Annotated in this window: 24 protein-coding genes; 12 read left to right on the forward strand and 12 right to left on the reverse strand. The window is 67.3% G+C overall.

Annotated features, from left to right (window positions below; all coding sequences use genetic code 11):
- Positions 1-364 precede the first annotated feature (364 nt).
- The 6 genes from purF (at position 365) to R5H30_RS02615 (ending at position 5,814) form a co-directional block, all read left to right on the forward strand.
- Complete coding sequence (purF, locus tag R5H30_RS02590; RefSeq protein WP_318326770.1) at positions 365-1,861, forward strand: amidophosphoribosyltransferase; 1,497 nt, start codon at positions 365-367, stop codon at positions 1,859-1,861.
- 153 nt (positions 1,862-2,014) lie between these two features.
- Positions 2,015-2,266 (forward strand): amidophosphoribosyltransferase, encoded by a 252-nt coding sequence (locus R5H30_RS02595; RefSeq protein ID WP_318326427.1) that lies wholly within the window; start codon positions 2,015-2,017, stop codon positions 2,264-2,266.
- A 50-nt stretch (positions 2,267-2,316) separates the two neighbouring features.
- Entirely contained in the window at positions 2,317-2,955 is a 639-nt protein-coding gene (locus R5H30_RS02600; RefSeq protein ID WP_318326428.1) for an SDR family NAD(P)-dependent oxidoreductase, read from the forward strand.
- Positions 2,956-3,138: 183 nt separating this feature from the next.
- Positions 3,139-3,924, forward strand: coding sequence for a 5'/3'-nucleotidase SurE (surE, locus tag R5H30_RS02605; RefSeq protein WP_318326430.1), 786 nt, complete (start codon positions 3,139-3,141; stop codon positions 3,922-3,924).
- Positions 3,921-4,565: a protein-L-isoaspartate(D-aspartate) O-methyltransferase gene (locus R5H30_RS02610; RefSeq protein WP_318326431.1), complete on the forward strand. Its 645-nt coding sequence runs from the start codon at positions 3,921-3,923 to the stop codon at positions 4,563-4,565. The genes surE and R5H30_RS02610 overlap by 4 nt, the downstream gene beginning before the upstream one ends.
- Positions 4,566-4,629: 64 nt before the next feature.
- Positions 4,630-5,814, forward strand: a complete 1,185-nt coding sequence (locus tag R5H30_RS02615; RefSeq protein WP_318326432.1) for a peptidoglycan DD-metalloendopeptidase family protein — start codon at positions 4,630-4,632, stop codon at positions 5,812-5,814.
- A gap of 3 nt (positions 5,815-5,817) precedes the next feature.
- On the opposite strand, the gene R5H30_RS02620 is transcribed toward R5H30_RS02615, so the two are convergent.
- The 4 genes from R5H30_RS02620 to tatA are packed head-to-tail and all read right to left on the reverse strand — an operon-like array spanning position 5,818 to position 8,275.
- Complete coding sequence (locus R5H30_RS02620; protein WP_318326433.1) at positions 5,818-6,687, reverse strand: ATP-binding protein; 870 nt, start codon at positions 6,685-6,687, stop codon at positions 5,818-5,820.
- Positions 6,684-7,589, reverse strand: coding sequence for a twin-arginine translocase subunit TatC (gene tatC, locus R5H30_RS02625; protein ID WP_318326434.1), 906 nt, complete (start codon positions 7,587-7,589; stop codon positions 6,684-6,686). The genes R5H30_RS02620 and tatC overlap by 4 nt, the downstream gene beginning before the upstream one ends.
- Positions 7,589-8,062, reverse strand: coding sequence for a Sec-independent protein translocase protein TatB (gene tatB, locus R5H30_RS02630; RefSeq protein ID WP_318326435.1), 474 nt, complete (start codon positions 8,060-8,062; stop codon positions 7,589-7,591). Before tatB ends, tatC begins: the two co-directional genes overlap by 1 nt.
- Before the next feature lie 3 nt (positions 8,063-8,065).
- Complete coding sequence (tatA, locus tag R5H30_RS02635) at positions 8,066-8,275, reverse strand: twin-arginine translocase TatA/TatE family subunit (protein WP_318326436.1); 210 nt, start codon at positions 8,273-8,275, stop codon at positions 8,066-8,068.
- Between the two features lie 228 nt (positions 8,276-8,503).
- On the opposite strand from tatA, the gene R5H30_RS02640 reads away from it, so the two are divergent.
- The gene (locus R5H30_RS02640; RefSeq protein ID WP_318326437.1) at positions 8,504-8,821 is read left to right on the forward strand and encodes a hypothetical protein; all 318 of its coding nucleotides are present in this window, start codon (positions 8,504-8,506) and stop codon (positions 8,819-8,821) included.
- 28 nt (positions 8,822-8,849) lie between these two features.
- Entirely contained in the window at positions 8,850-9,515 is a 666-nt protein-coding gene (locus R5H30_RS02645) for a helix-turn-helix transcriptional regulator (RefSeq protein ID WP_318326438.1), read from the forward strand.
- Between the two features lie 7 nt (positions 9,516-9,522).
- Here R5H30_RS02645 and R5H30_RS02650 read toward each other — a convergent pair whose 3' ends face one another.
- From R5H30_RS02650 to R5H30_RS02665, 4 genes are all read right to left on the reverse strand, one after another.
- Positions 9,523-10,611 carry an ABC transporter ATP-binding protein gene (locus tag R5H30_RS02650; RefSeq protein WP_318326439.1) on the reverse strand — a complete coding sequence of 363 codons (1,089 nt, stop codon included), beginning with the start codon at positions 10,609-10,611 and terminating at the stop codon, positions 9,523-9,525.
- Between the two features lie 88 nt (positions 10,612-10,699).
- Positions 10,700-11,818: a YhaZ family DNA alkylation repair protein gene (locus R5H30_RS02655; protein WP_318326440.1), complete on the reverse strand. Its 1,119-nt coding sequence runs from the start codon at positions 11,816-11,818 to the stop codon at positions 10,700-10,702.
- Between the two features lie 4 nt (positions 11,819-11,822).
- The gene (locus R5H30_RS02660) at positions 11,823-12,602 is read right to left on the reverse strand and encodes an SDR family oxidoreductase (RefSeq protein WP_318326441.1); all 780 of its coding nucleotides are present in this window, start codon (positions 12,600-12,602) and stop codon (positions 11,823-11,825) included.
- Positions 12,603-12,715: 113 nt separating this feature from the next.
- A complete protein-coding gene (locus tag R5H30_RS02665; RefSeq protein WP_318326442.1) occupies positions 12,716-13,087 on the reverse strand; it encodes a SnoaL-like domain-containing protein in 372 nt (123 codons plus the stop codon).
- A 154-nt stretch (positions 13,088-13,241) separates the two neighbouring features.
- Here R5H30_RS02665 and R5H30_RS02670 point away from each other — a divergent pair, with 154 nt between their 5' ends.
- The 4 genes from R5H30_RS02670 (at position 13,242) to R5H30_RS02685 (ending at position 17,705) form a co-directional block, all read left to right on the forward strand.
- Positions 13,242-14,849 carry a peptide chain release factor 3 gene (locus R5H30_RS02670; RefSeq protein WP_318326443.1) on the forward strand — a complete coding sequence of 536 codons (1,608 nt, stop codon included), beginning with the start codon at positions 13,242-13,244 and terminating at the stop codon, positions 14,847-14,849.
- A gap of 25 nt (positions 14,850-14,874) precedes the next feature.
- Complete coding sequence (locus R5H30_RS02675; protein WP_318326444.1) at positions 14,875-15,810, forward strand: glycosyltransferase family 2 protein; 936 nt, start codon at positions 14,875-14,877, stop codon at positions 15,808-15,810.
- A 141-nt stretch (positions 15,811-15,951) separates the two neighbouring features.
- Entirely contained in the window at positions 15,952-17,415 is a 1,464-nt protein-coding gene (locus R5H30_RS02680; RefSeq protein WP_318326445.1) for a DEAD/DEAH box helicase, read from the forward strand.
- A gap of 71 nt (positions 17,416-17,486) precedes the next feature.
- Entirely contained in the window at positions 17,487-17,705 is a 219-nt protein-coding gene (locus R5H30_RS02685) for a tautomerase family protein (protein WP_318326446.1), read from the forward strand.
- A gap of 4 nt (positions 17,706-17,709) precedes the next feature.
- On the opposite strand, the gene R5H30_RS02690 is transcribed toward R5H30_RS02685, so the two are convergent.
- From R5H30_RS02690 to nuoN, 4 genes are read right to left on the reverse strand one after another with little or no spacing between them, the layout of a single operon-like run.
- Positions 17,710-19,374 carry a ribonuclease J gene (locus R5H30_RS02690; protein ID WP_318326447.1) on the reverse strand — a complete coding sequence of 555 codons (1,665 nt, stop codon included), beginning with the start codon at positions 19,372-19,374 and terminating at the stop codon, positions 17,710-17,712.
- Positions 19,375-19,378: 4 nt separating this feature from the next.
- Positions 19,379-20,152 carry a type III pantothenate kinase gene (locus R5H30_RS02695; protein WP_318326448.1) on the reverse strand — a complete coding sequence of 258 codons (774 nt, stop codon included), beginning with the start codon at positions 20,150-20,152 and terminating at the stop codon, positions 19,379-19,381.
- An 11-nt stretch (positions 20,153-20,163) separates the two neighbouring features.
- Complete coding sequence (locus tag R5H30_RS02700; protein WP_318326449.1) at positions 20,164-20,913, reverse strand: biotin--[acetyl-CoA-carboxylase] ligase; 750 nt, start codon at positions 20,911-20,913, stop codon at positions 20,164-20,166.
- A gap of 13 nt (positions 20,914-20,926) precedes the next feature.
- Complete coding sequence (nuoN, locus tag R5H30_RS02705) at positions 20,927-22,369, reverse strand: NADH-quinone oxidoreductase subunit NuoN (RefSeq protein WP_318326450.1); 1,443 nt, start codon at positions 22,367-22,369, stop codon at positions 20,927-20,929.
- Positions 22,370-22,371 lie beyond the last annotated feature (2 nt).

Consider the following 22,371-nt stretch of genomic DNA (forward strand, 5'->3'; position numbering starts at 1 on the left):
ATCGTCCGTACCCGATGCCGAGAGATGGCACTTCGAGCACCTCGGCGACGACCGGACCCACGGGCCCCCGACGTTGATGAAAAGGGCCCACGGCGCCCCTCTGCGTGCGTCACCACCCGAGACCGCGCGGTACCTGCCGCCCCGCTCCGTGGTCCCCTGACCGGCATCACCGACGCGCGCCCGCGCAGGCTGCGCCGTGCCACAGCGCCGCGTTCCCGACCCGTCGCGACTGATCCCGCGGCAGGCGTGTCTCCGGCGTCCGCATTTGCGCTGGCAATCGGCTTCGACTCGTGACAGTGGACACACCAATCCCTACATAGTGGACCAAGCCCACCGGATTCGGAGCGCGCCCTTGTCCAAGATCATGCCCCCCGCCAACCCGTTCGACACGTCCTACCTGCGCGACGCGGGCGATGGGGACAAGCTCAGCGAGGAATGCGGGGTCTTCGGTGTGCTGGGCGTCGCCGACGCGGCCAGTTTCGTGGCCCTCGGCCTGCACGCCCTGCAGCACCGCGGACAGGAGGCCGGCGGCATCGTCAGCTACGATGCCGCGGCCGGGTTCCAGTCCGCGCGGCGTTTCGGCTACGTGCGCGACACCTTCACCTCGCAGTCGGTGATGGAGACCCTGCCCGGATCGCTCGCCATCGGACACGTGCGCTATTCCACAGCCGGCAACAAGGGCCAGACCGCGATCCGCGACGTGCAGCCCTTCTTCGGCGAGTTCGCCATGGGCGGCGCCGCGATCGCGCACAACGGCAACATCACCAACGCCAACGCGCTGCGCCGGGAACTGATCGAGCGCGGCTCGATCTTCCAGAGCTCGTCGGACAGCGAATGCATCATCCACCTGATGGCCCGCTCGCTGCAACGCAATATCCCCGAACGCATGGAGGATGCGCTGCGACGGGTCGAGGGCGCCTTCTCGATCGTTGCCATGACCCGCACCAAGCTGATCGGCGTACGTGATCCGCTGGGCGTGCGCCCGCTTGTGCTGGGCCGCGTCGGCGCGGCGGGCGCCGGCGCCTGGGTGCTCGCCTCGGAAACCTGCGCGCTCGACATCATCGGCGCCGAGTTCGTGCGCGAGATCGAACCCGGCGAAATGGTGGTGATCACCGCCGAGGGCGTGGAAAGCGCCTTTCCCTTCCGTCCGCGCAAGCCGCGCTTCTGCATCTTCGAACACGTCTATTTCTCGCGCCCCGACTCGATCCTCGGCGGGCGTTCGGTCTACGAGACCCGCGAGGCGATCGGTCGCGAACTGGCCAAGGAGACCCCCGTCGACGCCGATATCGTCTGCCCGGTGCCCGACAGCGGCACGCCGGCGGCGATCGGCTACAGCCTCGAGTCCGGCATTCCCTACGCGATGGGCATCATCCGCAACCAGTACATGGGCCGCACCTTCATCGAGCCCACCGAGCAGATCCGCAACATGGGCGTCCGGCTCAAGCTCAACGTCAATCGCGCGCTGATCCAGGGCAAGCGGGTGATCCTCGTCGACGACTCGGTGGTGCGCGGCACCACCAGCCGCAAGATCAAGGAGATGATCCTCGACGCCGGCGCCAAGGAGGTGCATTTCCGCATCGCCTCGCCGCCGACGGCCTGGCCCTGCTTTTACGGCGTCGACACCCCCCAGCGCGAAAAACTGCTGGCCGCGACCATGTCCGAGGACGAGATGCGCGAACATCTGCAGGTCGACAGCCTGCGCTTCATCTCGCTCGACGGTCTTTATCGCGCCGTCGGCGAGACGCGCGGTCGCGACGCGGCGCAGCCGCAGTATTGCGACGCCTGTTTCTCCGGCGAATACCCCGTCACCCCGGCCGACCAGATCGATCAGGGCTTCCGGATGAAGGAAGCCGCCGAATAGGCAGCAGTTGACCCAAGGTCATCGGCAAAGCCTCGCGCAGCGCCTGCGAATCGACTTTCGCCGTCCCGGCCACGCGTGATAGCGCCCGGCGTCACCCCTCCAACCCCTCCCGAACCGGGGCTCCGCCGCAGGCGGTGGCCCGAAGGCATTCAAATGGCATCACAGACCAATTCCACCGTGGCGAAACACGCCACGACCAGCGTACGTTTCGAAAACACCACCCTGATCGGCGTCTTCGGGCGCCCCGGCGCGATGGGCGCGCTGCTGCGCCTGTCGAACGGGCGCATCGCCCGGGTCGAGACCGGCGACACGGTCGGCGGCGCCCGCGTCGTCGCCATCGCCGAGGACAAGATCGCGCTCCGCCGCGGCAGCCGCAACACCGTCCTGCACCTGCCCGACAGCTGAGCCGCGGGCCGGGCATTGACGCCGCCGCCATTCGCGCGCATCACCCGAACATGAACACGCAGACCGCTCTGATCACCGGCGCTTCGCGCGGCCTCGGCGCCGCGCTCGCCGAGGCGCTTGCCGCCAGCCACCACGTCATCGCCGTCGCCCGCACCACCGGCGCGCTGGAAGAGCTCGACGACCGCATCCAGGCGCGCGGCGGCAGCGCCACCCTGGCGCCGATGGACGTGACCGACGAGGGCGCCATGGCGACGCTCTGTCGCAGCATCCACGACCGCTGGGGCAGGCTCCACCTCTGGCTGCACTGCGCGGTGCACGCTGCCCCGCTGGCCCCGGCCGACCACCTCGACGGCAAGGATTTCGCCAATTCCGTCGACTGCAACGTCACCGCTGCCGCACGCCTGATCCGTTTCGTGGCCCCCTTGCTTGGCGCAGAGGGCACTGCGGTCTTCTTCGAGGACCCGCGCGCGGGGGAGAAGTTCTTCGGCAGCTACGGTGCGACCAAGGTCGCGCAGATCGCCCTGGCTCGCAGCTGGGCCGCCGAAACCGCCCGCACCGGACCCCGGGTCGTCATCGGCGCCCCGCAGGCCATGCCCACCGCCACCCGCGCCCGTTTCTTTCCCGGCGAGGACCGCGCCGCGCTCTCGGCCTGCGCCGACGAGGCTGCCGCGATCCTCGCCGCGCTCTAGACACGACCCACCCTCTCTGGTTCGAAAGAATCCCCGCCGGAGGCTCCCGCAGGCGCAAACCGGCGCTCCGGACGGTCGTTCCGCTCGCGATGCCACACCAGACCGGTTGAATTCGTCCCTGCCGCACAGCCCCGGCTTGCCGCCCGTTGCCCCCTCGCCTATCAAGGCCAAAAGGGGCGACGGATGCGCATTCTCATCACCAATGACGACGGGATAAACGCGCCCGGACTGAAGGTCCTGGCGGATATCGCGACCGATCTCGCCGGACCCGGCGGCGAGGTCTGGACCGTGGCCCCCGCCTTCGAGCAGTCCGGCGTCGGCCATTGCATCAGCTACACCCACCCGATGATGATCATCGAGATGGAGACGCGCCGCTACGCCGCCGAAGGCTCGCCGGCCGATTGCGTGCTCGCCGGCCTGCACGAGGTGATGGCCGACGCGCCGCCCGACCTGGTGCTCTCCGGCGTGAACCGCGGCAACAACGCGGCCGAGAACACGCTGTATTCCGGCACCATCGGCGGCGCGATGGAAGCCGCCCTGCAAGGCATTCCCGCGGTGGCGCTGTCGCAATACTACGGGCCGGCCAATGCCGGGCTCGACAACCCTTTCGAGGCCGCCGCGGCGCATGGCGCCGAGACCGTGCGCCGCATCCTCGCCCACGACCCCGACGAGGGCGCCGATTACCGGCTGTTCTACAACGTCAACTTCCCGCCCGTCCCGGCCGAAGCGGTCAAGGGCACCCGGCTGGCCGTGCAGGGCTACCGGCGCGGCACCCGCTTCTCGACCGAGCCGCACCTGTCGCCCTCGGGGCGGCGCTTCTTGTGGATCCGCGGCGGCGACCAGCAGATCGCGACCGACCCCGGCAGTGATGCCGCGGCCAACCTCGACGGCTACATCTCGGTCACCCCGATGCGCGCCGATCTCACCGCGCACGAGACGATGGACGCTCTGGCAGGCATTGCGACATGACGGACGACGCCGAACGCAAGATGCAGTTCCTCTACGCGCTGCGCTCGAAGGGCGTCACCGACCGTAGGGTGCTCTCGGCGATGGAGGCGATCGACCGCGGGCCATTCATCCGCGGCATCTTCTCGGAACGCGCCTACGAGGACATGCCGCTGCCGATCGCCTGCGGCCAGACCATCTCGCAGCCGTCGGTCGTCGGGCTGATGACCCAGGCGCTGCATGTCAGCCCGCGCGACAAGGTGCTCGAGATCGGCACCGGCTCGGGCTACCAGGCGGCGATCCTCAGCAAGCTGGCGCGCCGCGTCTACACCATCGACCGTCACCGCCGCCTCGTGCGCGAGGCCCGCGACGTCTTCGACCACCTGGGCCTTGCCAACATCACCACGATCACCGGCGACGGCAGCCACGGGCTGCCCGACCAGGCTCCCTTCGACCGTATCCTGGTGACGGCCGCCGCCGAGGACCCGCCGGGCCCGCTGATGGAGCAGCTCAAGGTCGGCGGCATCATGGTCCTGCCGGTAGGCCAGTCCGACGCCGTCCAGCACCTGATCGTGGTGCGCAAGCAGGACAGCGGTTTCGACTACGAGGAACTGCGCCCGGTACGCTTCGTGCCGCTGCTCGAAGGCTTGGGCAAGGACGGATAAGCTGCTATAAAGAGGCAAAACCACGCCCCGGAGGATCACGAGGGCGACAGATGAGGAACAGCAGATGACAGGGTTCTCCATTCAGCCCCGCCGACGCCTTGCGCCTCTTGGCGTTGTCGCGCTGGCAGCACTCACGGCCTGCAACGAACCGCTCGACTACGATCTGCGCGGCCTCGGCGGCGGCTTCTCGACGGCCGAGGCGGCACAGGTCCAGACCACCGCGCGCCCTGAACCGGATGCACGAGGCGTGATCTCCTATCCCAACTACCAGGTCGCCGTCGCCAACCAGGGCGACACGGTCCAGAGCATCGCCACGCGGCTCGGCCTTTCCTCCGCCGAACTCGCGCGGTTCAACGGCATCGAACCGACCGCCCCCCTGCGCCGCGGCGAAGTCGTGGCCCTGCCGACCCGCGTGGCCGAACCGCCCGCAGGCTCGCCGGGCTCGGTCGACATCACCACGGTGGCCGGCAACGCCATCAACCGCGCGCCCGCGACGTCGCCCGGCGTGCAGACCGCAGCCCTGCCCCCGGCGCAGGCGGCCCCCGCCCCGCGCGGCGCCGAGCCTGCAAGGCACCGGGTGGAGCGCGGCGAGACGGCCTATTCCATCGCGCGTCTTTACGGGGTCCCGGTCAAGTCGCTGGCCGAGTGGAACGGGCTCGGTGCGAACCTCGCGGTGCGCGAGGGCCAGTTCCTGCTGATCCCGGTGGCGCAACAGAACCCGCCGTCGGCACCGACCGCGGATGCCGTCGTCACGGCCCCGGGAACCGGATCGCCGACGCCCACGCCGCCCAGTGCCGCCACGCCGCTGCCGCCCGCCGACGAGGCGCCGCTGAAGACGGCCGAGCCCGCGCAACCTGCAAAACCCGTCGCCGATGTCGGGCAGCAGAGCGCCGGAAACAACGCGCGCATGGTATTCCCGGTCTCGGGCTCGATCATCCGCGAGTACAGCAAGGGCCGCAACGAAGGCATCGACATCAAGGGCAACGCCGGCGCGCCGGTGAAGGCCGCCGAGGGCGGCACGGTCGCGGCCATCACCGAAAGCGCGGACGGCGTGCCGATCATCGTGGTGCGCCACGATGCGAACCTGCTGACGGTCTATGCCAATGTCGACGGCGTCTCGGTCAAGAAGGGCGACAGCGTCTCGCGCGGGCAGAACATCGCCAAGCTGCGTCCGGGCGGCGACGCCTATGTGCATTTCGAGGTGCGCAAGGGCTTCGATTCCGTCGACCCGCTGCCCTATCTCCAGTAGCGCTCAGCCGGCCGGGATCGCATCACGCGGCGCATCGAGCGCAACGCCGCGCCGCCCGGCGAGGTCGGTGAAATACTGCCAGGCCACGCGCCCCGAACGCGCGCCGCGCGTCGCCTGCCACTCGACGGCTTCGGCGCGCAGCGTCTCGTCGTCGATGCTGACCCCGTAGGCATCGCAATAGCCGCGGATCATCGCCAGGTACTGGTCCTGGTCGCAGGGATGGAAGCCCAGCCAGAGCCCGAACCGGTCGGAGAGCGAGACCTTTTCTTCGACCGCCTCGCTGGGGTTGATCGCCGACCCACGCTCGTTCTCGATCATGTCGCGCGGCATCAGGTGACGCCGGTTCGAGGTGGCATAAAGCACCACGTTGTCCGGCCGGCCTTCGATGCCGCCGTCGAGCACCGCCTTGAGACTCTTGTAATGGGCGTCGTCGTGCCCAAAGCTCAGGTCATCGCAGAACAGGATGAACCGCTGCGGGCGGTCGCGCAGCAGGTTGAGCAGGCGCCCGACCGAGGGCAGGTCTTCGCGCTGCAATTCGACCAGCTTCAGGTCTTCATGCTTTACGTTCAGAGCGCCATGGATCGACTTGACCAGGCTCGATTTTCCCATGCCACGGGCACCCCACAAAAGGGCGTTGTTGGCCGGCAGGCCGCGGGCGAACTGGGCGGTGTTGGCGAGCAGCGTATCGCGCGACCGGTCGACGCCGACCAGAAGCCCGATGTCGATCCGCGACACCCGCGCCACAGGCTCCAGCCGGTCGGGCGCGACGTGCCAGACGAAGGCCGCGGCCCGGGCGAAGTCCGGTGCGGGCTGCGGCGCCGGAGCCATGCGCTCCAGCGCCGCGGCGATACGTTCCATCGGGTCCGAACTCACCGGGCCCTGCCCTCGTCACCCGCCTCGATGTCCCCGAAATCCTCGGCGGCTTCGGGATCGTCATCGTCCTCGAACCAGACGCCTTCGGCGCGCAGCTTGGCCTCGCGCGTCTTTTCCACGCGCCGGACCAGGAAGATCGAGACCTCGTAAAGCCCGTAGACGACCACGAAGAGGATCACCTGCGTGATCACGTCCGGCGGCGTCACAAGTGCGGCCAGAACGAGGATCGCGACCACGGCATACTTGCGCACGTTGCCAAGCCCCTCGGCGCTGACGAGGCCCGCCTTGCCCATCAGGGTCAGCAGGACCGGCAGCTGGAAGCACATGCCGAAAGCCACGATGAACTTCACCGTGAGGTTCAGATACTCCTGCGCCGAGCCCTGAAAGACCACGCTGAGACCCGGCTGGTTCATCGGATCGCCCACGGCGATCGCCTCGCCGTCCTCGCCGAACTGCTGAAAGCCGAGGAAGAAGTCGTAGGCCAGCGGCGTTACCACGTAAAAGGCAAACGCCGCGCCGAGCAGGAACATCACCGGCGACGAGATCAGGAACGGCAGGAAGGCACCCTTCTCGCTCTTGTAGAGACCGGGGGCCACGAAGCGCCACATCTGGTGGGCGATGACCGGGAAAGCCAGCATGAAGCCGCCCAGCAGCGACACCTTGATCGCCACGAAGAAGCCTTCCTGCGGGCTGATGAAGATCAGGTCGCAGTCCTGTCCGCGCTGGGACAGCACCTCGCAGAGCGGCGCGGTCAGGAAATTGAAGATCGGCGTGGCGACGGTAAAGCACAGCACCATGCCCACGATGAAGGCGATAACCGAGCGGATCAGCCGGGTCCGCAGTTCCGCAAGGTGCTCGATCAGCGGTGCCGCGCTGTCGTCGATGTCGTCGGGGCTGCTCATCAGGTGCTCTTCTCCGCCGGAGCGTCCGCCTTGGCGGCTTCGAGCGCCGCCTCGGCCTCGTCAGCCTTCTTCATCGCCTCTTCGGCCTCGCGCGCCTTGCGTTCGGCGGCCTTGCGCGCCGTCGCCGCCTGCACCTTCTTGACGTCCTCGGCCCGCTTTTGCGCCAGCTTGCCGGTCTCGCTTTGGGGGTCCAGATCGGTGAGGCTCTTGGCCGCCGACTTCACCCCGTCCATCGCCGAACCCATCGGGTTGGTGGCCGCCTTCAGTGACTTGTTGAGCGACTTGTGCACGTCGCGCACGCCGGATTCATCCGCCGCATCGTTCATGGCCCGGCTGAATTCGCGCGCCATGCCCTTGGCCTTGCCGACGAACTGCCCGAGCGAACGGAACAGGACCGGCAGGTCTTTCGGTCCGACCACGATCAGGGCGACGATGCCGATGACCAGCATCTCGGTCCAGCCGATGTCGAACATGGATCAGACCTTGTCCTTCTCGGCCTCCGGGGTCACGTCCTTGGCCTCCTCGGATTTCGAGATCTCGTCCTGGCCCTCGGAAATGCCCTTCTTGAACGAAGTGATGCCCTTGCCCACCTCGCCCATCAGGCTCGAAATCTTGCCGCGGCCGAAAAGCACCAGCACCACGACGGCGATGAGCAGAAGGCCCGGCAGGCCGATATTGTTCAGCATCGCATTCTCTCCCGTTTCGTTGTCATGACGCCCCGCAACCCGGCACGCCTGTCGTGATCGTCTTTAGGCGAGGACGCCTGCCGGACGGAAGAGCCAATTCGCCGCATCCGCCGCACTTCCGGGCGGTTTCCGTCACGCGCGGTCGCGCGCCGCAGACAACTGACAGGTTTATGTCAGTTGTAATGTGCGAGGTAAAGCCACGCAACTGCATTCGAGAAGGACATACCAATGCAAGACAGCGCACCGGCCAACGTGGCCGAGATCGTCACTTTTTCCCTGTCCGAAGGCCAGGACGAGACAGCCTTCGTCCTCGCGGCCCGGGCGCTCGAGACTTACCTGCGCGACACCGGCGCGATGGTCGCGCGCACGCTCAGCCGCGACGCCGAGGGGCGCTGGACCGATCACATCCTCTGGACGTCGCGAGAGGCGGCAGAAGCGGCAGCGCGCGACATGCCGCGGCGTCCGGAGGCGGCCGACTTTCTCGCCGCGATTGCGGGTGACAGTGTCGAGATACGCCATGCCGAGGTGATCCTGCAGATGGACTAGCGGAATGCACGCGGGCTAAGACAGGGCCATGCGCCGCACGGACCGCCTGTTCGACATCATCCAGATCCTGCGCGACGGCAAGCTGCACCGCGCGCAGGACATCGCCGCGCGGCTCGAGGTCTCGACGCGCACGATCTACCGCGACATGGACACGCTGGCCGCCTCAGGCGTGCCTGTCGAAGGCGAACGTGGCGTCGGCTACATGGTGCGCGAGGCCATCACCCTGCCGCCGCTGACCCTCACGGTGGCCGAGCTCGAGGCGCTGAACCTCGGGGTCGCCATCGTTTCGGAGGCCGCCGACGAGGAGTTGAAAGCCGCCGCGCTCAGCCTTGCCGACAAGATCGACGCGGTGCTGCCGACACAGGTGGTGGCCGAGGCCGACGCGTGGAAATTCGCGGTCTACCCTTTCGCCGACGCGGCGCGCGGCTTTGCCCAGATGCCCACCCTGCGGGCGGCGATCCGGGCGCGCCAGAAATTGCGTCTCTGCTACCTCGCCAAGGACGGGTCGCGCACCGACCGCATCGTGCGTCCGCTGCACATGGAATACTGGGGACGGGTCTGGACGCTGACCGCCTGGTGCGAGCTGCGCGCGGCGTTCCGCGTCTTCCGCGTCGATTTGATCGAAAGCGCCGAGGCGCTGCCGGAGCTTTTCGTCGACGAGCCGGGCAAGCGGCTGTCGGACTACGTGCCCTGACCCGGGGTCAGCCCTTGGCCGGGAAGACGAAACAGCGGTCGCGCCGGACCGTCAGCCACATCACCGTGCCGGGCTTGGGCAGGAAGACGTTGGGCACCGTCGCCTTCAGCACAGAGGCATCGTGGTCCATCGCGAACTCGACAAGGCTTTCGTTGCCCATGAATCGCGACCGCACCACGATGCCGCGCGCCGCCGTGCCGTCACTGGCCGTGGGCAACGGCCCCTGCCCGCCGCGATCGAAATCGATGCGGACGTGCTGGGGCCGAAAGACGATGTCGACCAGCGTGCCGTCGGCCACGCCCGGCGCGAGGAACTGCCCGAAGGGGGTCTGGGCCAGCGCGCCCTCGACCCGGGCCTGCAAGAGGTTGGTATCGCTGAAGAATGACACCGCGGCCCGGTCGACGGGCCGGGTATAGACGTTGTAGGGCGCGCCCTGCTGAACGATGCGCCCGTCGCGCATCAGTGCGATCTCGTCGGCCATGCGCATCGCCTCCTCGGGCTCGTGCGTGACCAGCAGCACCGCAGTGTCCTGCTCTTTCAGAAGGTCGAGCGTATCGTCGCGGATGCCGTCGCGCAGGCGGTTGTCGAGACCCGAGAAAGGCTCGTCCATCAGCATGATGCGCGGCTTCGGAGCCAGCGCCCGGGCCAGCGCGACGCGCTGCTGTTCGCCGCCCGAAAGCTCGTGCGGATAGCCGTCGATGAAACGCAGCAGGTCGACCCGCTCGAGCAGTTCGGCCACCCGCGCGCGCTTTTCCACCTTGCTGCCGGCCCGCAGGCCGAAGGCCACGTTGTCGGCGACGCTGAGGTGCGGGAACAGCGCGAAATCCTGGAACATCAACCCGATCTCGCGCCGCTCGGGCGGCACGCGGAAAACGGTGTCGCAGACAAGGTTCCCGTCGACCCAGATCTCGCCCGCATCCTGCATTTCGACGCCGGCGATCATCCGCAGCGTCGTCGACTTGCCACAGCCGGAGGGACCCAGAAGACAAGTCACCTGCCCGGGCTGGATCTGGAGCGAGACGTCGTTGACCACCGCGCGCCCCTCGATGACGCGTCGCAGCTTCCTGATCTCGAGGCGTGGGGCTTTGCTGTCCAAGCCGGTCTCCGGGGGCTTTCCGATGAAATCGCTCGGGCATGGGGCTACCAGCCCGCGCCGGAGCCCGCAAGCGTCCGGAACGCGCCGTTCAGCGCAGCTCGAACGTGGCCGTGGCACGGTCGACGCCATTGACCTGAAGGGTGAGGTCATGGCGTCCGGGATGCAGCGTGAAGGTCGTCGCGTCGCCCTTCAGCCGGTGCTTCTTCGAGATCGAGAGCGGTTCGCCGGGCGCAAGCTCTGCCTGTTTCAGCTTGAAGACCTTCTCGGCCCGCTTGCCGCCGGGTCGGGCGAAGGAAATGCGATAGTCGACCAGCACAGGCAGCCGGTCCGGTGCGCTCAGATGACAGGTGAAGGCGAGTACGTCTCCGATGTTTGGCGACGGCGTTGCGATTTCCAGCCGCGCCTCGACCGGCGCCTCGGTCGAATAGCCAAGATGCGCCAATGCCGCGGCATCGCCCTGCTTGACCAGCGTGCGCAAGGCGTGCCGCGCCATCCATGCCAGTTCGCGCCCATCCTGCCGGCCCGCTTTTCGCCAGTCTGCGAGCCGGTCCAGCACGGTCGCGGGCTCTTTCTTGGCGATGTCGTTGAGATGGTTGGCGACCGAGCGGGTGACATAGCGTGTCATATCGCCGTGCAACCTGTCGAGCAGCGGCAGTGTCAGCGATGGGGTCAGCGTCACCGCCTTCGCCCAGGGAAGGCGCGGCCGCGTGCCTTCGCTGACGAGGCGACGCACATGGTAGTTCCTGTCCTCCGCCCAGACCGCGAGGCGGGCCAGCGTCTCTTCGGGCCAGCGGTTCAGGAACGGGCGGACGTAGAACTCCATCGAGAAACGTTGCGTAGCCGCATGGATCAGGTCGAGCGCGCGCTCGCGGTGATCCTCCAGTCCGTGCCGGACCGCGAGGATGCCGGGCACGGCGTGAATGAACTGGCCGAAATCGTCGTCGCTGCGCGCAGGGTCGAGCGGCGCGGGCATCGCCGCCTCGAGCGCCTCGGCCATCTCCGGGAAGTCCCGCGGTAACTGGCGTTCGGCGCAATCGGCCAGCCAGTCAAGCCGTTGCAGAAGCTCGCGGTCGGCAAACCCGGCCAGCGCCTCCTCGCGAAAGCAGTCCGCGTCGAAGCCCGGCAGCGCCGCGGCGTATTCGCCGGCGAGCTGGCCGACCGTTTCGGCGTTGAAGAGATGATCCTTCAGCGAGAAACGGTCGGCCATGCGCTCAGATCGTCGCGTTGGTGGCGCCGCCATCGAGCAGGATGTTCTGCCCGACGATGAAGCCCGCGTGTTGCGAACAGAGGAAGGCGCACATCGCCCCGAATTCCTCGGCCGTCCCGTAGCGCCCGGCGGGGATGGTCGCCGCCCGCGCCGCGCGGGCCTCGTCGAGCGAGATGCCCTTGGACTTCGCCACCGGTCCGTCGAGCGCCTCTGCCCGGTCGGTGTCGTGGATGCCGGGCAGCAGGTTGTTGATGTTCACACCCTTGCCCGCGACCTGCCGCGACGTGCCCGCGACATAGCCGGTGAGCCCAGTGCGCGCCGCGTTCGACAGCCCCAGCTGCGGGATGGGCGCCTTGACCGATTGCGAGGTGATGTTGACCACCCGGCCCCAGCCGCGGTCGATCATGCCCGGCACCAGCGCCTTGATGAGCGCGATCGGCGTCAGCATGTTGGCGTCGAGCGCCTTGATGAAATCCTCGCGGTCCCAGTCGGACCAGAGGCCCGGCGGCGGGCCGCCGGCATTGTTGACGAGGATGTCGATATCGCCGGCCTGCGCCAAAACCTCGGCGCGCCCCTCATCGGTCGTGATGTCGGCGGCGACCTCTGTGATCTCGGCGCCGGTCAGATCACGCAGCGTTTTGGCCGCCTCGGCCAGCACGTCGGGACGGCGCGCGTTCATCACCACGTCCACACCGGCTTCGGCCAGCGCCTTGGCGCAGCCGTAGCCCAGCCCGCGCGACGACGCGCAGACCAGCGCGCGTTTTCCCTTGATCCCCAGATCCATGTCTCACCTCTTCAATTTGTTCGACACCGCTCTAGCACCCGCAGCCGCCCCGGCGCCAGCCCCGGGCGGCCACGGTGTGTCAGGCGGGACAGCCCGCCCGACAGGAGCAAGGCTCAGACCGTGTAGAAGAATTCCTCGCGCACGATCTTGCCGTCCTTGACGTGGTAGACGCCGACCTCCTTCATGTCGATCTCGCGTCCCGACTCCTTCTCGCGGCCCTTGAAGGCGAAGGTCACGGCAAACCGGTCATCGCCATGAAGCATCGGGTCGCTTGTCTCGGCGCTGTCGACCTCCATCGCGTTTTCCCACCACTCGTGCTTGGCGCGGATCGCGTCACGGCCACGGGCCTCGCGGTCGTTTCCGCCTTCCATCGCGAACGCCTCGACCGACACGGCGTCCTCGGCATAGAGCTTGTCGAGGTTTTCGGTGGTGCGATCCTCGCGGCAGCCTTTCACCAGTTCGGTTGCAATTTCCTTCAGGTCCATAGTTTGATCCTCCAAAATGTTCTTGCAATGTTCTGATACCGCATCGAGGCGAGTCGGGGAAGCATACGAACCCTTGCCTGCTGACGGAAACCGGCAGCACACCGCTGCGGCGCTGCCGCTTGCGCCGCCTGCCGCGCTTCAATATATGCCCGCCATGCGCGACGAGACCTCAAACCGCCCCGACCTGCCACCGGAGATCGCCCGGCGCCGCACCTTTGCGATCATCTCGCACCCGGACGCGGGCAAGACCACGCTGACCGAGAAATTCCTGCTTTTCGGCGGCGCGATCCAGATGGCCGGACAGGTCCGTGCCAAGGGCGAGGCGCGGCGCACGCGGTCGGACTTCATGCAGATGGAGAAGGATCGCGGCATCTCGGTCTCGGCCTCGGCCATGTCCTTCGATTTCCGCGACTTCCGCTTCAACCTCGTCGACACGCCCGGCCACTCGGACTTTTCCGAAGACACCTACCGCACGCTGACGGCGGTCGATGCAGCCGTCATGGTCATCGACGGGGCCAAGGGCGTCGAGAGCCAGACCCAGAAGCTTTTCGAGGTCTGCCGGATGCGCGACCTGCCGATCCTGACCTTCTGCAACAAGATGGACCGCGAAAGCCGCGACGTCTTCGAGATCATCGACGAGATCCAGGAAAACCTCGCCATCGACGTGACCCCGGCCAGCTGGCCGATCGGGCAGGGCCGCGATTTTCTCGGCTGCTACGACATCCTGCGCGACAGGCTGGAACTGATGGACCGCGCCGACCGCAACCGGGTGGCCGAAAGCATCGCCATCGAGGGGCTCGACGATCCGAAGCTGGCCGAGCATGTGCCGGCGGCCCTGCTCGAGACGCTGCGCGAGGAACTCGAGATGGCGCGCGAATTGCTGCCCGCGCTGGATCTCAAGTCGATGCACGAGGGCACCCTGACGCCAATCTGGTTCGGCTCCGCGATCAACAGCTTCGGCGTCAAGGAACTGATGGACGGGATCGCGAACTACGGACCCGAGCCGCAGATCCAGAGCGCCGAGCCGCGCCAGATCCTGCCCGAGGAAAAGAACGTCTCGGGCTTCGTCTTCAAGGTGCAGGCCAACATGGACCCCAAGCACCGCGATCGGGTGGCCTTCGTCCGTCTCGCCTCGGGGCATTTCTTGCGTGGTATGAAGCTGACGCATGTTCGCACTAAAAAGCCGATGGCGGTCTCGAACCCGGTGCTGTTTCTCGCTGCCGACCGCGAACTGGCCGAGGAAGCCTGGGCCGGCGACATCATCGGCATTCCGAACCACGGACAGCTGCGCATCGGCGATACGCTGACCGAGGGCGAGGCGATCCGGGTGACGGGTATCCCGTCCTTCGCGCCGGAGCTACTGCAGGGCGTACGCGCGGGCGATCCGATGAAGGCCAAGCACCTCGAAAAGGCGCTGATGCAGTTCGCCGAGGAAGGCGCGGCAAAGGTCTTCAAGCCGGCCATCGGCTCGGGGTTCATTGTCGGCGTCGTCGGCCAGTTGCAGTTTGACGTGCTGGCCGCCCGGATCGAGCAGGAATACGGGCTTCCGGTGCGCTTCGAGCCGTCGCAATTCACCTCGGCGCGCTGGGTCAGCGGCGCACGTGCCGCGGTCGACAAATTCGCCGAAGCCAACAAGCAGCACATCAGCCACGACCATGACGGCGACATCGTTTACCTGACACGCCTGCAGTGGGACATCGACCGGATCGAGCGCGACTACCCGGACGTGACCCTGTCGGCGACCAAGGAAATGATGGTGTGAGGCGCCGGGCCGCAGAGCAGGCCAGGTGACCACCTGGGGCATCGTCGCCACGATCAAAGCCGACGCGCGGGCGATCCTCGACTTCGTCGCTTACCATCTCGATATCGGCGCGCACCGCGTCTGGGTGATGCTCGACGCGCCCTGCCCCGAGGTCCGGCCCGCGCTTCGCGCACACCCGAAATGCCGCCTGACCTTCTGCAACGCGCAGCACTGGCAGGAGCTGACCGGCCCCCGCCCGCGCAAGCATCAGGTCCGGCAGGCGTTGAACGCGACCCACACCTACCGGCAGGCGTCGGATGTTGATTGGCTGGCGCATCTCGACCACGACGAGTTCCTGGTACCCGACCGACCGGTCGCCGAGATCCTCGGTGCGCTTCCGGGCGCGACACGGGTCGTGAGGGCGCGCCCGATGGAGCAACTGGCGGGCTCGGCCGATCTCTTCAAGGCGCATGTGCCGGGCGGGGCGGAACGCCAGCGCGTGGCGCGCGCGCTCTACCCGACCTTTGGGCCGCATGTGCGCGGCGGTTTCCTGAGCCATGTTGCGGGCAAGATCCTCGTGCGGACCGGCCAGCCCGATCTGCAATTGCGCATCCACCACGCCTTCCGCGACGATGCGCAGGTTCGAGATGATGCGGAACCCGAAGACCTCGCGCTTGCGCACTGCCACGCACCGTCCTGGGAGGCCTGGCGCGCAAGCTACGTGTACCGCCGGGACCACGGCGCCTACGGTGCGGACCTGATCCCGCCCGGCGCGCAGGAGCCCGGCGGCCTGACCCTGCACCAACTTTTTTGCAGATTGGAACGCGAACAGGGCGAGGCGGGGCTGCGCGCCTTCTTCGACGAGGTCTGCGCCGACAGCCCCGGCCTTCGGGCACGCCTCGACGCGCGCGGATTGCTACGCCGGGTTGAACTTGACCTAGCGGCAAGACGGGCGCGCCATTTTCCCAGCATAACCCTCTGACATGACAACTGTTTGACCGCCCGCGCACTTGTTGCTATGGGACGCCATGCATGTCGCGGCCCGGTGCCGCCCAAGGGCCGTTCGGGCCGGCATGTCCCAGACGCAGCGGGCCAAGTCAGTGTCCGCAACCATCGGACACATATGACAAAGTTTTCTGACCTGAACCTGAACCCCAAGGTCCTGCGCGCCATCGACGAAGCAGGCTACGAAACCCCCACACCGATCCAGGCCGGCGCGATTCCCCCCGCGCTCGAAGGGCGCGACGTCCTCGGCATCGCGCAGACCGGCACCGGCAAGACCGCCAGCTTCACGCTGCCGATGATCACCGCGCTGGCCCGCGGACGGGCGCGGGCGCGGATGCCGCGCAGCCTCGTGCTCTGCCCGACCCGCGAACTTGCCGCGCAGGTGGCCGAGAATTTCGACACCTATGCCAAGCACGTGAAGCTGACCAAGGCGCTGCTGATCGGCGGCGTTTCGTTCAAGGAACAGGACAAGCTGATCGACAAGGGCGTCGACGTTCTGATCGCGACACCGGGGCGGCTGCTCGACCATTTCGAACGTGGCAAGCTGTTGCTGACCGGCGTGCAGATCATGGTGGTGGACGAGGCCGACCGGATGCTCGACATGGGCTTCATCCCGGATATCGAGCGCATCTTCTCGCTGACTCCCTTCACGCGCCAGACGCTCTTCTTCTCGGCCACCATGGCGCCCGAGATCGAACGCATCACCAACACCTTCCTGTCGGCCCCCGAACGCATCGAAGTGGCGCGCCAAGCCACAACCGGCGAGAACATTGAACAGGGCGTGGTCATGTTCAAAGGCTCGCGCCGCGACCGCGAGGCCAGCGAGAAACGCGCCCTGCTGCGGGCCGTGATCGACGCCGAGGGCGAACGCTGCACCAACGCGATCATCTTCTGCAACCGAAAGGTCGACGTCGACATCGTCGCCAAGTCGCTGAAGAAGTACGGCTACGACGCGGCCCCGATCCACGGCGATCTCGACCAGAGCCAGCGCACGCGGACCCTCGACGGGTTCCGCGACGGGAGCCTGCGTTTCCTGATCGCCTCGGACGTCGCCGCGCGGGGGCTCGACGTGCCCTCGGTCAGCCATGTCTTCAACTTCGACGTTCCGAGCCATGCCGAGGATTATGTGCACCGGATCGGGCGCACGGGACGGGCGGGCCGCGACGGCAAGGCGATCATGATCTGCGTGCCGCGCGACGAGAAGAACCTCGAGGACATCGAACGGCTGGTGCAGCGCGAGATCCCGCGCATCGACAACCCGTTGAAATCCGGCGCGACGCCCGAGGCGGACGCGGAAACCGAGACGCCGAGTGACGAAAAGCCCAAGCGCAGTCGGTCTCGGAGCCGCAAGAAGGCCCCGAAACCGCAGGAGGCCGAAGTCTTGGAAGCGACAGCCGCCGAGACGCCCGAGGCACCCGAGGCTTCTGAGGCGCCCGAGGCCAAGGAAGAGGCGAAGCCACGCAAGTCGCGTGGCCGCCGGTCACGCTCGGACCGCTCGGATGACGGCAAGGCCGTGGTGGGCCTGGGCGATCACACGCCGGCCTTCATCGAGATGTCCTTCAAGGACCGGCGCGAGGCCTGAACGGCCTTCGGGCTCTGGACAGGTCCGGCTATGCACGGGACACTTCCGCTATTGCAGCAGGAGTGTCAGCAATGCCTTTGATCGACATCCAGGTGATGCAGGGCGTGTTCAGCCCGGACGAGAAATCGGACATCATTGCCCGCGTGACGCAAGCCTTCGGCAGCGTCGCCGGCCAGGCACTGGCCGAGGCGACCTCGATCCGCATTCACGAGATCGACAGCGGAAGCTGGGGCTACGCGGGCCACGCGATGACAACCGAAGACGCCAGAGCGATGCGCGCCCGCGGCTGAGCGTCTAGCTCAGCCGCGAGACCACAACCGTCACCTCGGGTTTCTTGCCGATCTCGTCGAGGGCCGACTGCCGCACGATGCCCCGCAGCCCTTCGTTGAGCGCATCGTCGTCGCGCAGGGTCTTGGCCCCGGCACGTTTGACGTACTGGTCGGCATCGGCCTCGAGCACGTCGACCAGCGGCGCGTTCGAGCGCCCGGTTTCGGGCAGACCCATCAGCTCGCACCACGGCTCGCCCAGCGGCTCGTCCTCTTCGTCGAGGATCACAGTGACAACCACATGACCGTTCAGCGCCAGGCGGATGCGGTCGCGCACCACGCCGTCGAGCGCGCCGATCTGAACCGTACCGTCGAGATAGGTGCGGCCACTCTCGACGTATTCCGCAACCGTCGGGGCGTTGCCGGTCAGGTCGATCATCATGCCATTGACCGCAAGAACCCCGGTCGTGCCAAGGGCTTCGGCGAGGCGCACATGCTCGCGCAGGTGACGATGCTCACCGTGCATCGGCACGAGGATCTGCGGCTGCACGATCTCGCGGAAGGCGTCGAGGTCGGGCCGGTTGGCATGGCCCGAGACGTGGTAGAGGCCGCTCGAATCGTCGACGACGTCCACGCCCATCTCGGAAAAGGCGTTCATGATGCGGATCACGCCCTTCTCGTTGCCGGGAATGGTCTTGGAGGAGAACAGGAACAGGTCGCCCTCCTTCATCTCGAGCCCGTTGTACTTGCCACGCGACAGCTGCGCGCTGGCCGCGCGCCGCTCGCCCTGGCTGCCGGTCACCAGCAGCATCAGGTTCTCACGCGGAATGGATTGCGCGTCCTCCGGGCTGATCACCGACGGGAAGTCGGTCAGCACGCCGGTCTCGACCGAGGCCTCGATCATGCGCCGCATCGCCCGGCCCAAGAGCACGATCGAGCGCCCTGCCCGCTTGCCCGCCTCGGCCAGCGTCTTCACCCGCGCCACGTTCGACGCGAAGGTCGTCGCGACGACCATTCCTGACGCGTTCTGCACCAGCTTGGTGATCTCGGGCCCGACGCTCGCCTCGGAGCGGCCGGGATGCTGCGAGAAGACGTTGGTGGAATCGCAGACCAGCGCCTTGACCCCGGTCTTGCCGATTTCCGCCCAGAGGTCGGGATCGAAGGCCTCGCCCACCACCGGGGTGTGATCGAGCTTGAAGTCGCCCGAATGCACGATGCGCCCCGCGGGCGTGTCGATGACCAAAGCCGAGCTTTCCGGGATCGAATGCGAGATCGGCACGAAGCCGACGCGGAACGGTCCCGCCGTCACCTGCTCGGGCCAGGCCGATGCCGTGGTCACGCTGTCCTCGGGGTAGCCGCTCTCGCCCAGCTTGCGGCGGGCGATGTTGGCCGTGAAGACCCGCGCGTGGACCGGCGCGCGAAGGCGGTCATAGCAATGCGCGACGGCGCCGATATGGTCTTCGTGCGCGTGGGTGATGAAGATCGCATCGATCCGGTCGCGGCGTTCGGCGAGCCAGGCGATATCGGCGAAGATCAGGTCGACGCCGGGGGTGGTGTCCATGTCCGGGAAGGCGACGCCGAGATCGACCACGATCAGGCGCTCTTCGCCGGGCTTGCCGTAGCCGTAGACATAGGCGTTCATGCCGATTTCGCCCGCGCCGCCCAGGGGCAGGTAGATCAGTCGTTCACTCATGGGTTCAGGCGTTGTCCTTGTTGTAGCGGTGGATCACGGTCAGGCCGTGCATCGTCAGGTCGTCGTGGTAGTCGTCGAAAAGCGCCTCGGTCTGCTGCAGAAGCGGTGCGAGGCCGCCGGTCGAGATCACGCGCATGTCGCGGTCGCGCTCCGCCTTGATCCGGGCACATATCTCACGCACGAGCCCGACGTAACCCCAGAACACGCCGGATTGCATGCAGGCGACGGTGTTGGTACCGACCACGGCTTGCGGTTTGGCGATATCGACATGCGGCAGGGCCGCGGCGGCGTGGTGCAGCGCCTCGAGGCTGAGGTTCACACCCGGCGCGATCACCCCGCCGACATAAGCCCCGTCGCTTGCCACCACGTCGAAGGTGGTGGCGGTGCCGAAATCGACCACGATCAGGTCGCCGCCGTAGAGGTCGAAGCCTGCGACGGTGTTGACCAGCCGGTCGGGTCCGACCTGCGTGCCCTGATCCACGCGTACGTCCACCGGGAGCAGACAGCCGGGTTTGCCGACGACCAGCGGGCGGGTGTTGAAGTAACGATCTGCGAGGACACGGAGGTTGAAGACCACGCGCGGCACGGTGGAGGAGATGATGACCTCGGTGATCTCGCCGTCGATGTCCTTGAGCTTCATGAGTGTCGACAGCCAGACGTAATACTGGTCCGCCGTGCGCTGCCACTCTGTCGAGGTGCGCCAGGTCGCGAGGAACCGCTCGCCGTCCCAGAGCGCGAAGACGGTGTTGGTGTTGCCGCAGTCGATGGCGAGAAGCATGGCAGCCCTCCTCAGAAATACACGTCGGCAGCGGCAATGGCGCGCGGGCCCTGCGGGGTCTGCAGGATCAGGTTACCATCGCCGTCCACGTCCTCAAAGCGACCCACTGTCTCAGCGGTTCCGGTGCGCGCGGTGATCGTCTCGCCCAGCCGCGCGGCACGGGCCAGCCAGGCGCGGCGGATCGGGGCGAAGCCTTGGCTGCGGAACTGGTCCTCGAGACGGGCATAGGCCGGGGCGAGCATGTCGAGGAAAGCCTCCGGGTCGACCCTAGCGCCGGTCTCGCCGCGCAGAGAGACCGGGCGCAGCGCCTGCGGTTCGACCTCATCCGGGGCCGGGGCGGCCGCAAGATTGACACCGACGCCGATGGCGAGGTGCTGCACGCCGCGCGAGGTTCCCGCACTTTCCAGCAGGATGCCCGCCACCTTGCCGCCGTTCAGCAACACGTCGTTGGGCCACTTGAGCGTGAACGCCGCCTCGCGCCCGGTGGCGGCGACGAAGGCCTCGAAGAGCGCCAGCGACATCACGAAACTGCGCAACGCCGCCTGCCCCGGCCCGCCTTCGGGGCGCAGCACCAGCGTGGCGGCGAAATTGCCGTGTGGCATAGCCCAGGGCCGCCCCCGCCGCCCCCGGGCCGCGGTCTGAGTTTTTGCCAGGATCCACTCCGAGCCGGCCAGCGTCGGGGCGATGCGCGTTGCCTCGCTGAGCGTACTGTCGACCTTCGGCAAAACCCGCCGCCCGTAGCCTTCCGGCCAGTCGGTCACGGCTGGAACCGGATCAGTTGACCAGCGTCGCGGCCGCGGCCGCCGCCGCAGCGTCAACGCCGAACATGTTCACGATGCCCAGAACCATCGCCGTGGCCGAAGCCATCAGGAAGCCCCAGAGCACGGTCGACTTGCCGCCATCCAGCCCGTCGACCGTCTCGTCGCCGAAGTACATGTAGTAGACGATGCGCAGGTAGTAGAAGGCGCCGATAACGCTCGCGATCACGCCGGCGACGGCAAGCCAGGCATAACCACCCTCGTAGGCCGCGCGCAGGACGTAGAGCTTGCCGAAGAAGCCCAGCATCGGCGGCACGCCGGCAAGGCTGAACAGCAGAACCAGCATGGCCAGCGCCTTGCCCGGTTCGCGGCGCGAATACATGTTCAAGGCCTGGATGTCGGTGACCGGCTGGCCGTCTTTCTCCATCATCAGGATGAAGGCGAAGGTGCCGACGTTCATGGTCACGTAGATCGCCATGTAGACCAGCATCGCATGCACGCCAAGCACGGTACCGGCGGTCAGGCCCATCAGGGCATAGCCCATGTGCGCGATCGAAGAGTAGGCCATCAGGCGCTTGATGTTGCGCTGGCCGATCGCGGCCACCGAGCCGAGGAACATCGAGGCGACCGAGAGGAAGGCGAGGATCTGGCCCCAGTCGGACGCGGCATCGCCGAAGGCGCCATGCAGCACCCGCGCGAACAGCGCCATCGCGGCCATCTTGGGGGCCGTCGCGAAAAAGGCGGTGACCGGCGTCGGCGAGCCCTCGTAGACGTCCGGCGTCCACATGTGGAACGGCACGGCGGAGACCTTGAAGGCGAGGCCCGCGACGATGAACACGATGCCGAACAGAAGGCCTATGGAGAGCTCGCCCTCCTGCGCCGTCTGGACGATCCCGGTGAACAGCGTTGTCCCGGTGTAGCCGTAGACCAGCGAGGCGCCGTAGAGCAGCAAGCCCGAGCTGAGCGAGCCGAGCACGAAGTACTTCAGCCCCGCCTCGGTCGACTTGACCGAGTCTCGGCGCAGGGCCGCGACGACATAGAGCGCCAGTGATTGCAGCTCGAGGCCGAGGTAGAGCGCGATCAGGTCGCCCGCCGAGACCATGACCATCATTCCGACGGCGGCCAATGCGACCAGCACCGGGTACTCAAAGCGCAGCAGCCCGCGCTGGCGCATGTAGTTTTCCGACATCACCAGCACCGCCGCGCCCGACAGCAGGATCGCAGTCTTGGCGAACCGCGCGAAGCCGTCGACGATGAACATGCCGCTGAAGGCGATGCGCGTGTCGCCGCCCGACGAGGCGATCCAGAGGCCCAGCAGCGTCATCAGCCCTGCGGTCAGCCAGAGCAGCAGGCTCGCCGTGCGGTCCTTGCCGGTGTAGACCGCGCCCATCAGCATGAGCATGGCAAAAACCGTCAGCAGGATTTCCGGCAGGATGATGTTGAGATCGGTCGAGATCATGG

The organism is Roseobacter sp. FCG-D35 (genome assembly GCF_033436665.1).
Lineage (GTDB): Bacteria > Pseudomonadota > Alphaproteobacteria > Rhodobacterales > Rhodobacteraceae > JAWQFO01.

Coding starts and splice junctions, on each gene's coding strand:
- purF (WP_318326770.1), top strand. CDS start 365: ATGCCCCCCGCCAACCCGTTCGACACGTCCTACCTGCGCGACGCGGGC.
- R5H30_RS02595 (WP_318326427.1), top strand. CDS start 2,015: ATGGCATCACAGACCAATTCCACCGTGGCGAAACACGCCACGACCAGC.
- R5H30_RS02600 (WP_318326428.1), top strand. CDS start 2,317: ATGAACACGCAGACCGCTCTGATCACCGGCGCTTCGCGCGGCCTCGGC.
- surE (WP_318326430.1), top strand. CDS start 3,139: ATGCGCATTCTCATCACCAATGACGACGGGATAAACGCGCCCGGACTG.
- R5H30_RS02610 (WP_318326431.1), top strand. CDS start 3,921: ATGACGGACGACGCCGAACGCAAGATGCAGTTCCTCTACGCGCTGCGC.
- R5H30_RS02615 (WP_318326432.1), top strand. CDS start 4,630: ATGACAGGGTTCTCCATTCAGCCCCGCCGACGCCTTGCGCCTCTTGGC.
- tatC (WP_318326434.1), bottom strand. CDS start 7,589: ATGAGCAGCCCCGACGACATCGACGACAGCGCGGCACCGCTGATCGAG.
- tatB (WP_318326435.1), bottom strand. CDS start 8,062: ATGTTCGACATCGGCTGGACCGAGATGCTGGTCATCGGCATCGTCGCC.
- tatA (WP_318326436.1), bottom strand. CDS start 8,275: ATGCTGAACAATATCGGCCTGCCGGGCCTTCTGCTCATCGCCGTCGTG.
- R5H30_RS02640 (WP_318326437.1), top strand. CDS start 8,504: ATGCAAGACAGCGCACCGGCCAACGTGGCCGAGATCGTCACTTTTTCC.
- R5H30_RS02645 (WP_318326438.1), top strand. CDS start 8,850: ATGCGCCGCACGGACCGCCTGTTCGACATCATCCAGATCCTGCGCGAC.
- R5H30_RS02655 (WP_318326440.1), bottom strand. CDS start 11,818: ATGGCCGACCGTTTCTCGCTGAAGGATCATCTCTTCAACGCCGAAACG.
- R5H30_RS02660 (WP_318326441.1), bottom strand. CDS start 12,602: ATGGATCTGGGGATCAAGGGAAAACGCGCGCTGGTCTGCGCGTCGTCG.
- R5H30_RS02665 (WP_318326442.1), bottom strand. CDS start 13,087: ATGGACCTGAAGGAAATTGCAACCGAACTGGTGAAAGGCTGCCGCGAG.
- R5H30_RS02670 (WP_318326443.1), top strand. CDS start 13,242: ATGCGCGACGAGACCTCAAACCGCCCCGACCTGCCACCGGAGATCGCC.
- R5H30_RS02680 (WP_318326445.1), top strand. CDS start 15,952: ATGACAAAGTTTTCTGACCTGAACCTGAACCCCAAGGTCCTGCGCGCC.
- R5H30_RS02685 (WP_318326446.1), top strand. CDS start 17,487: ATGCCTTTGATCGACATCCAGGTGATGCAGGGCGTGTTCAGCCCGGAC.
- R5H30_RS02690 (WP_318326447.1), bottom strand. CDS start 19,374: ATGAGTGAACGACTGATCTACCTGCCCCTGGGCGGCGCGGGCGAAATC.
- R5H30_RS02695 (WP_318326448.1), bottom strand. CDS start 20,152: ATGCTTCTCGCCATCGACTGCGGCAACACCAACACCGTCTTCGCGCTC.
- nuoN (WP_318326450.1), bottom strand. CDS start 22,369: ATGATCTCGACCGATCTCAACATCATCCTGCCGGAAATCCTGCTGACG.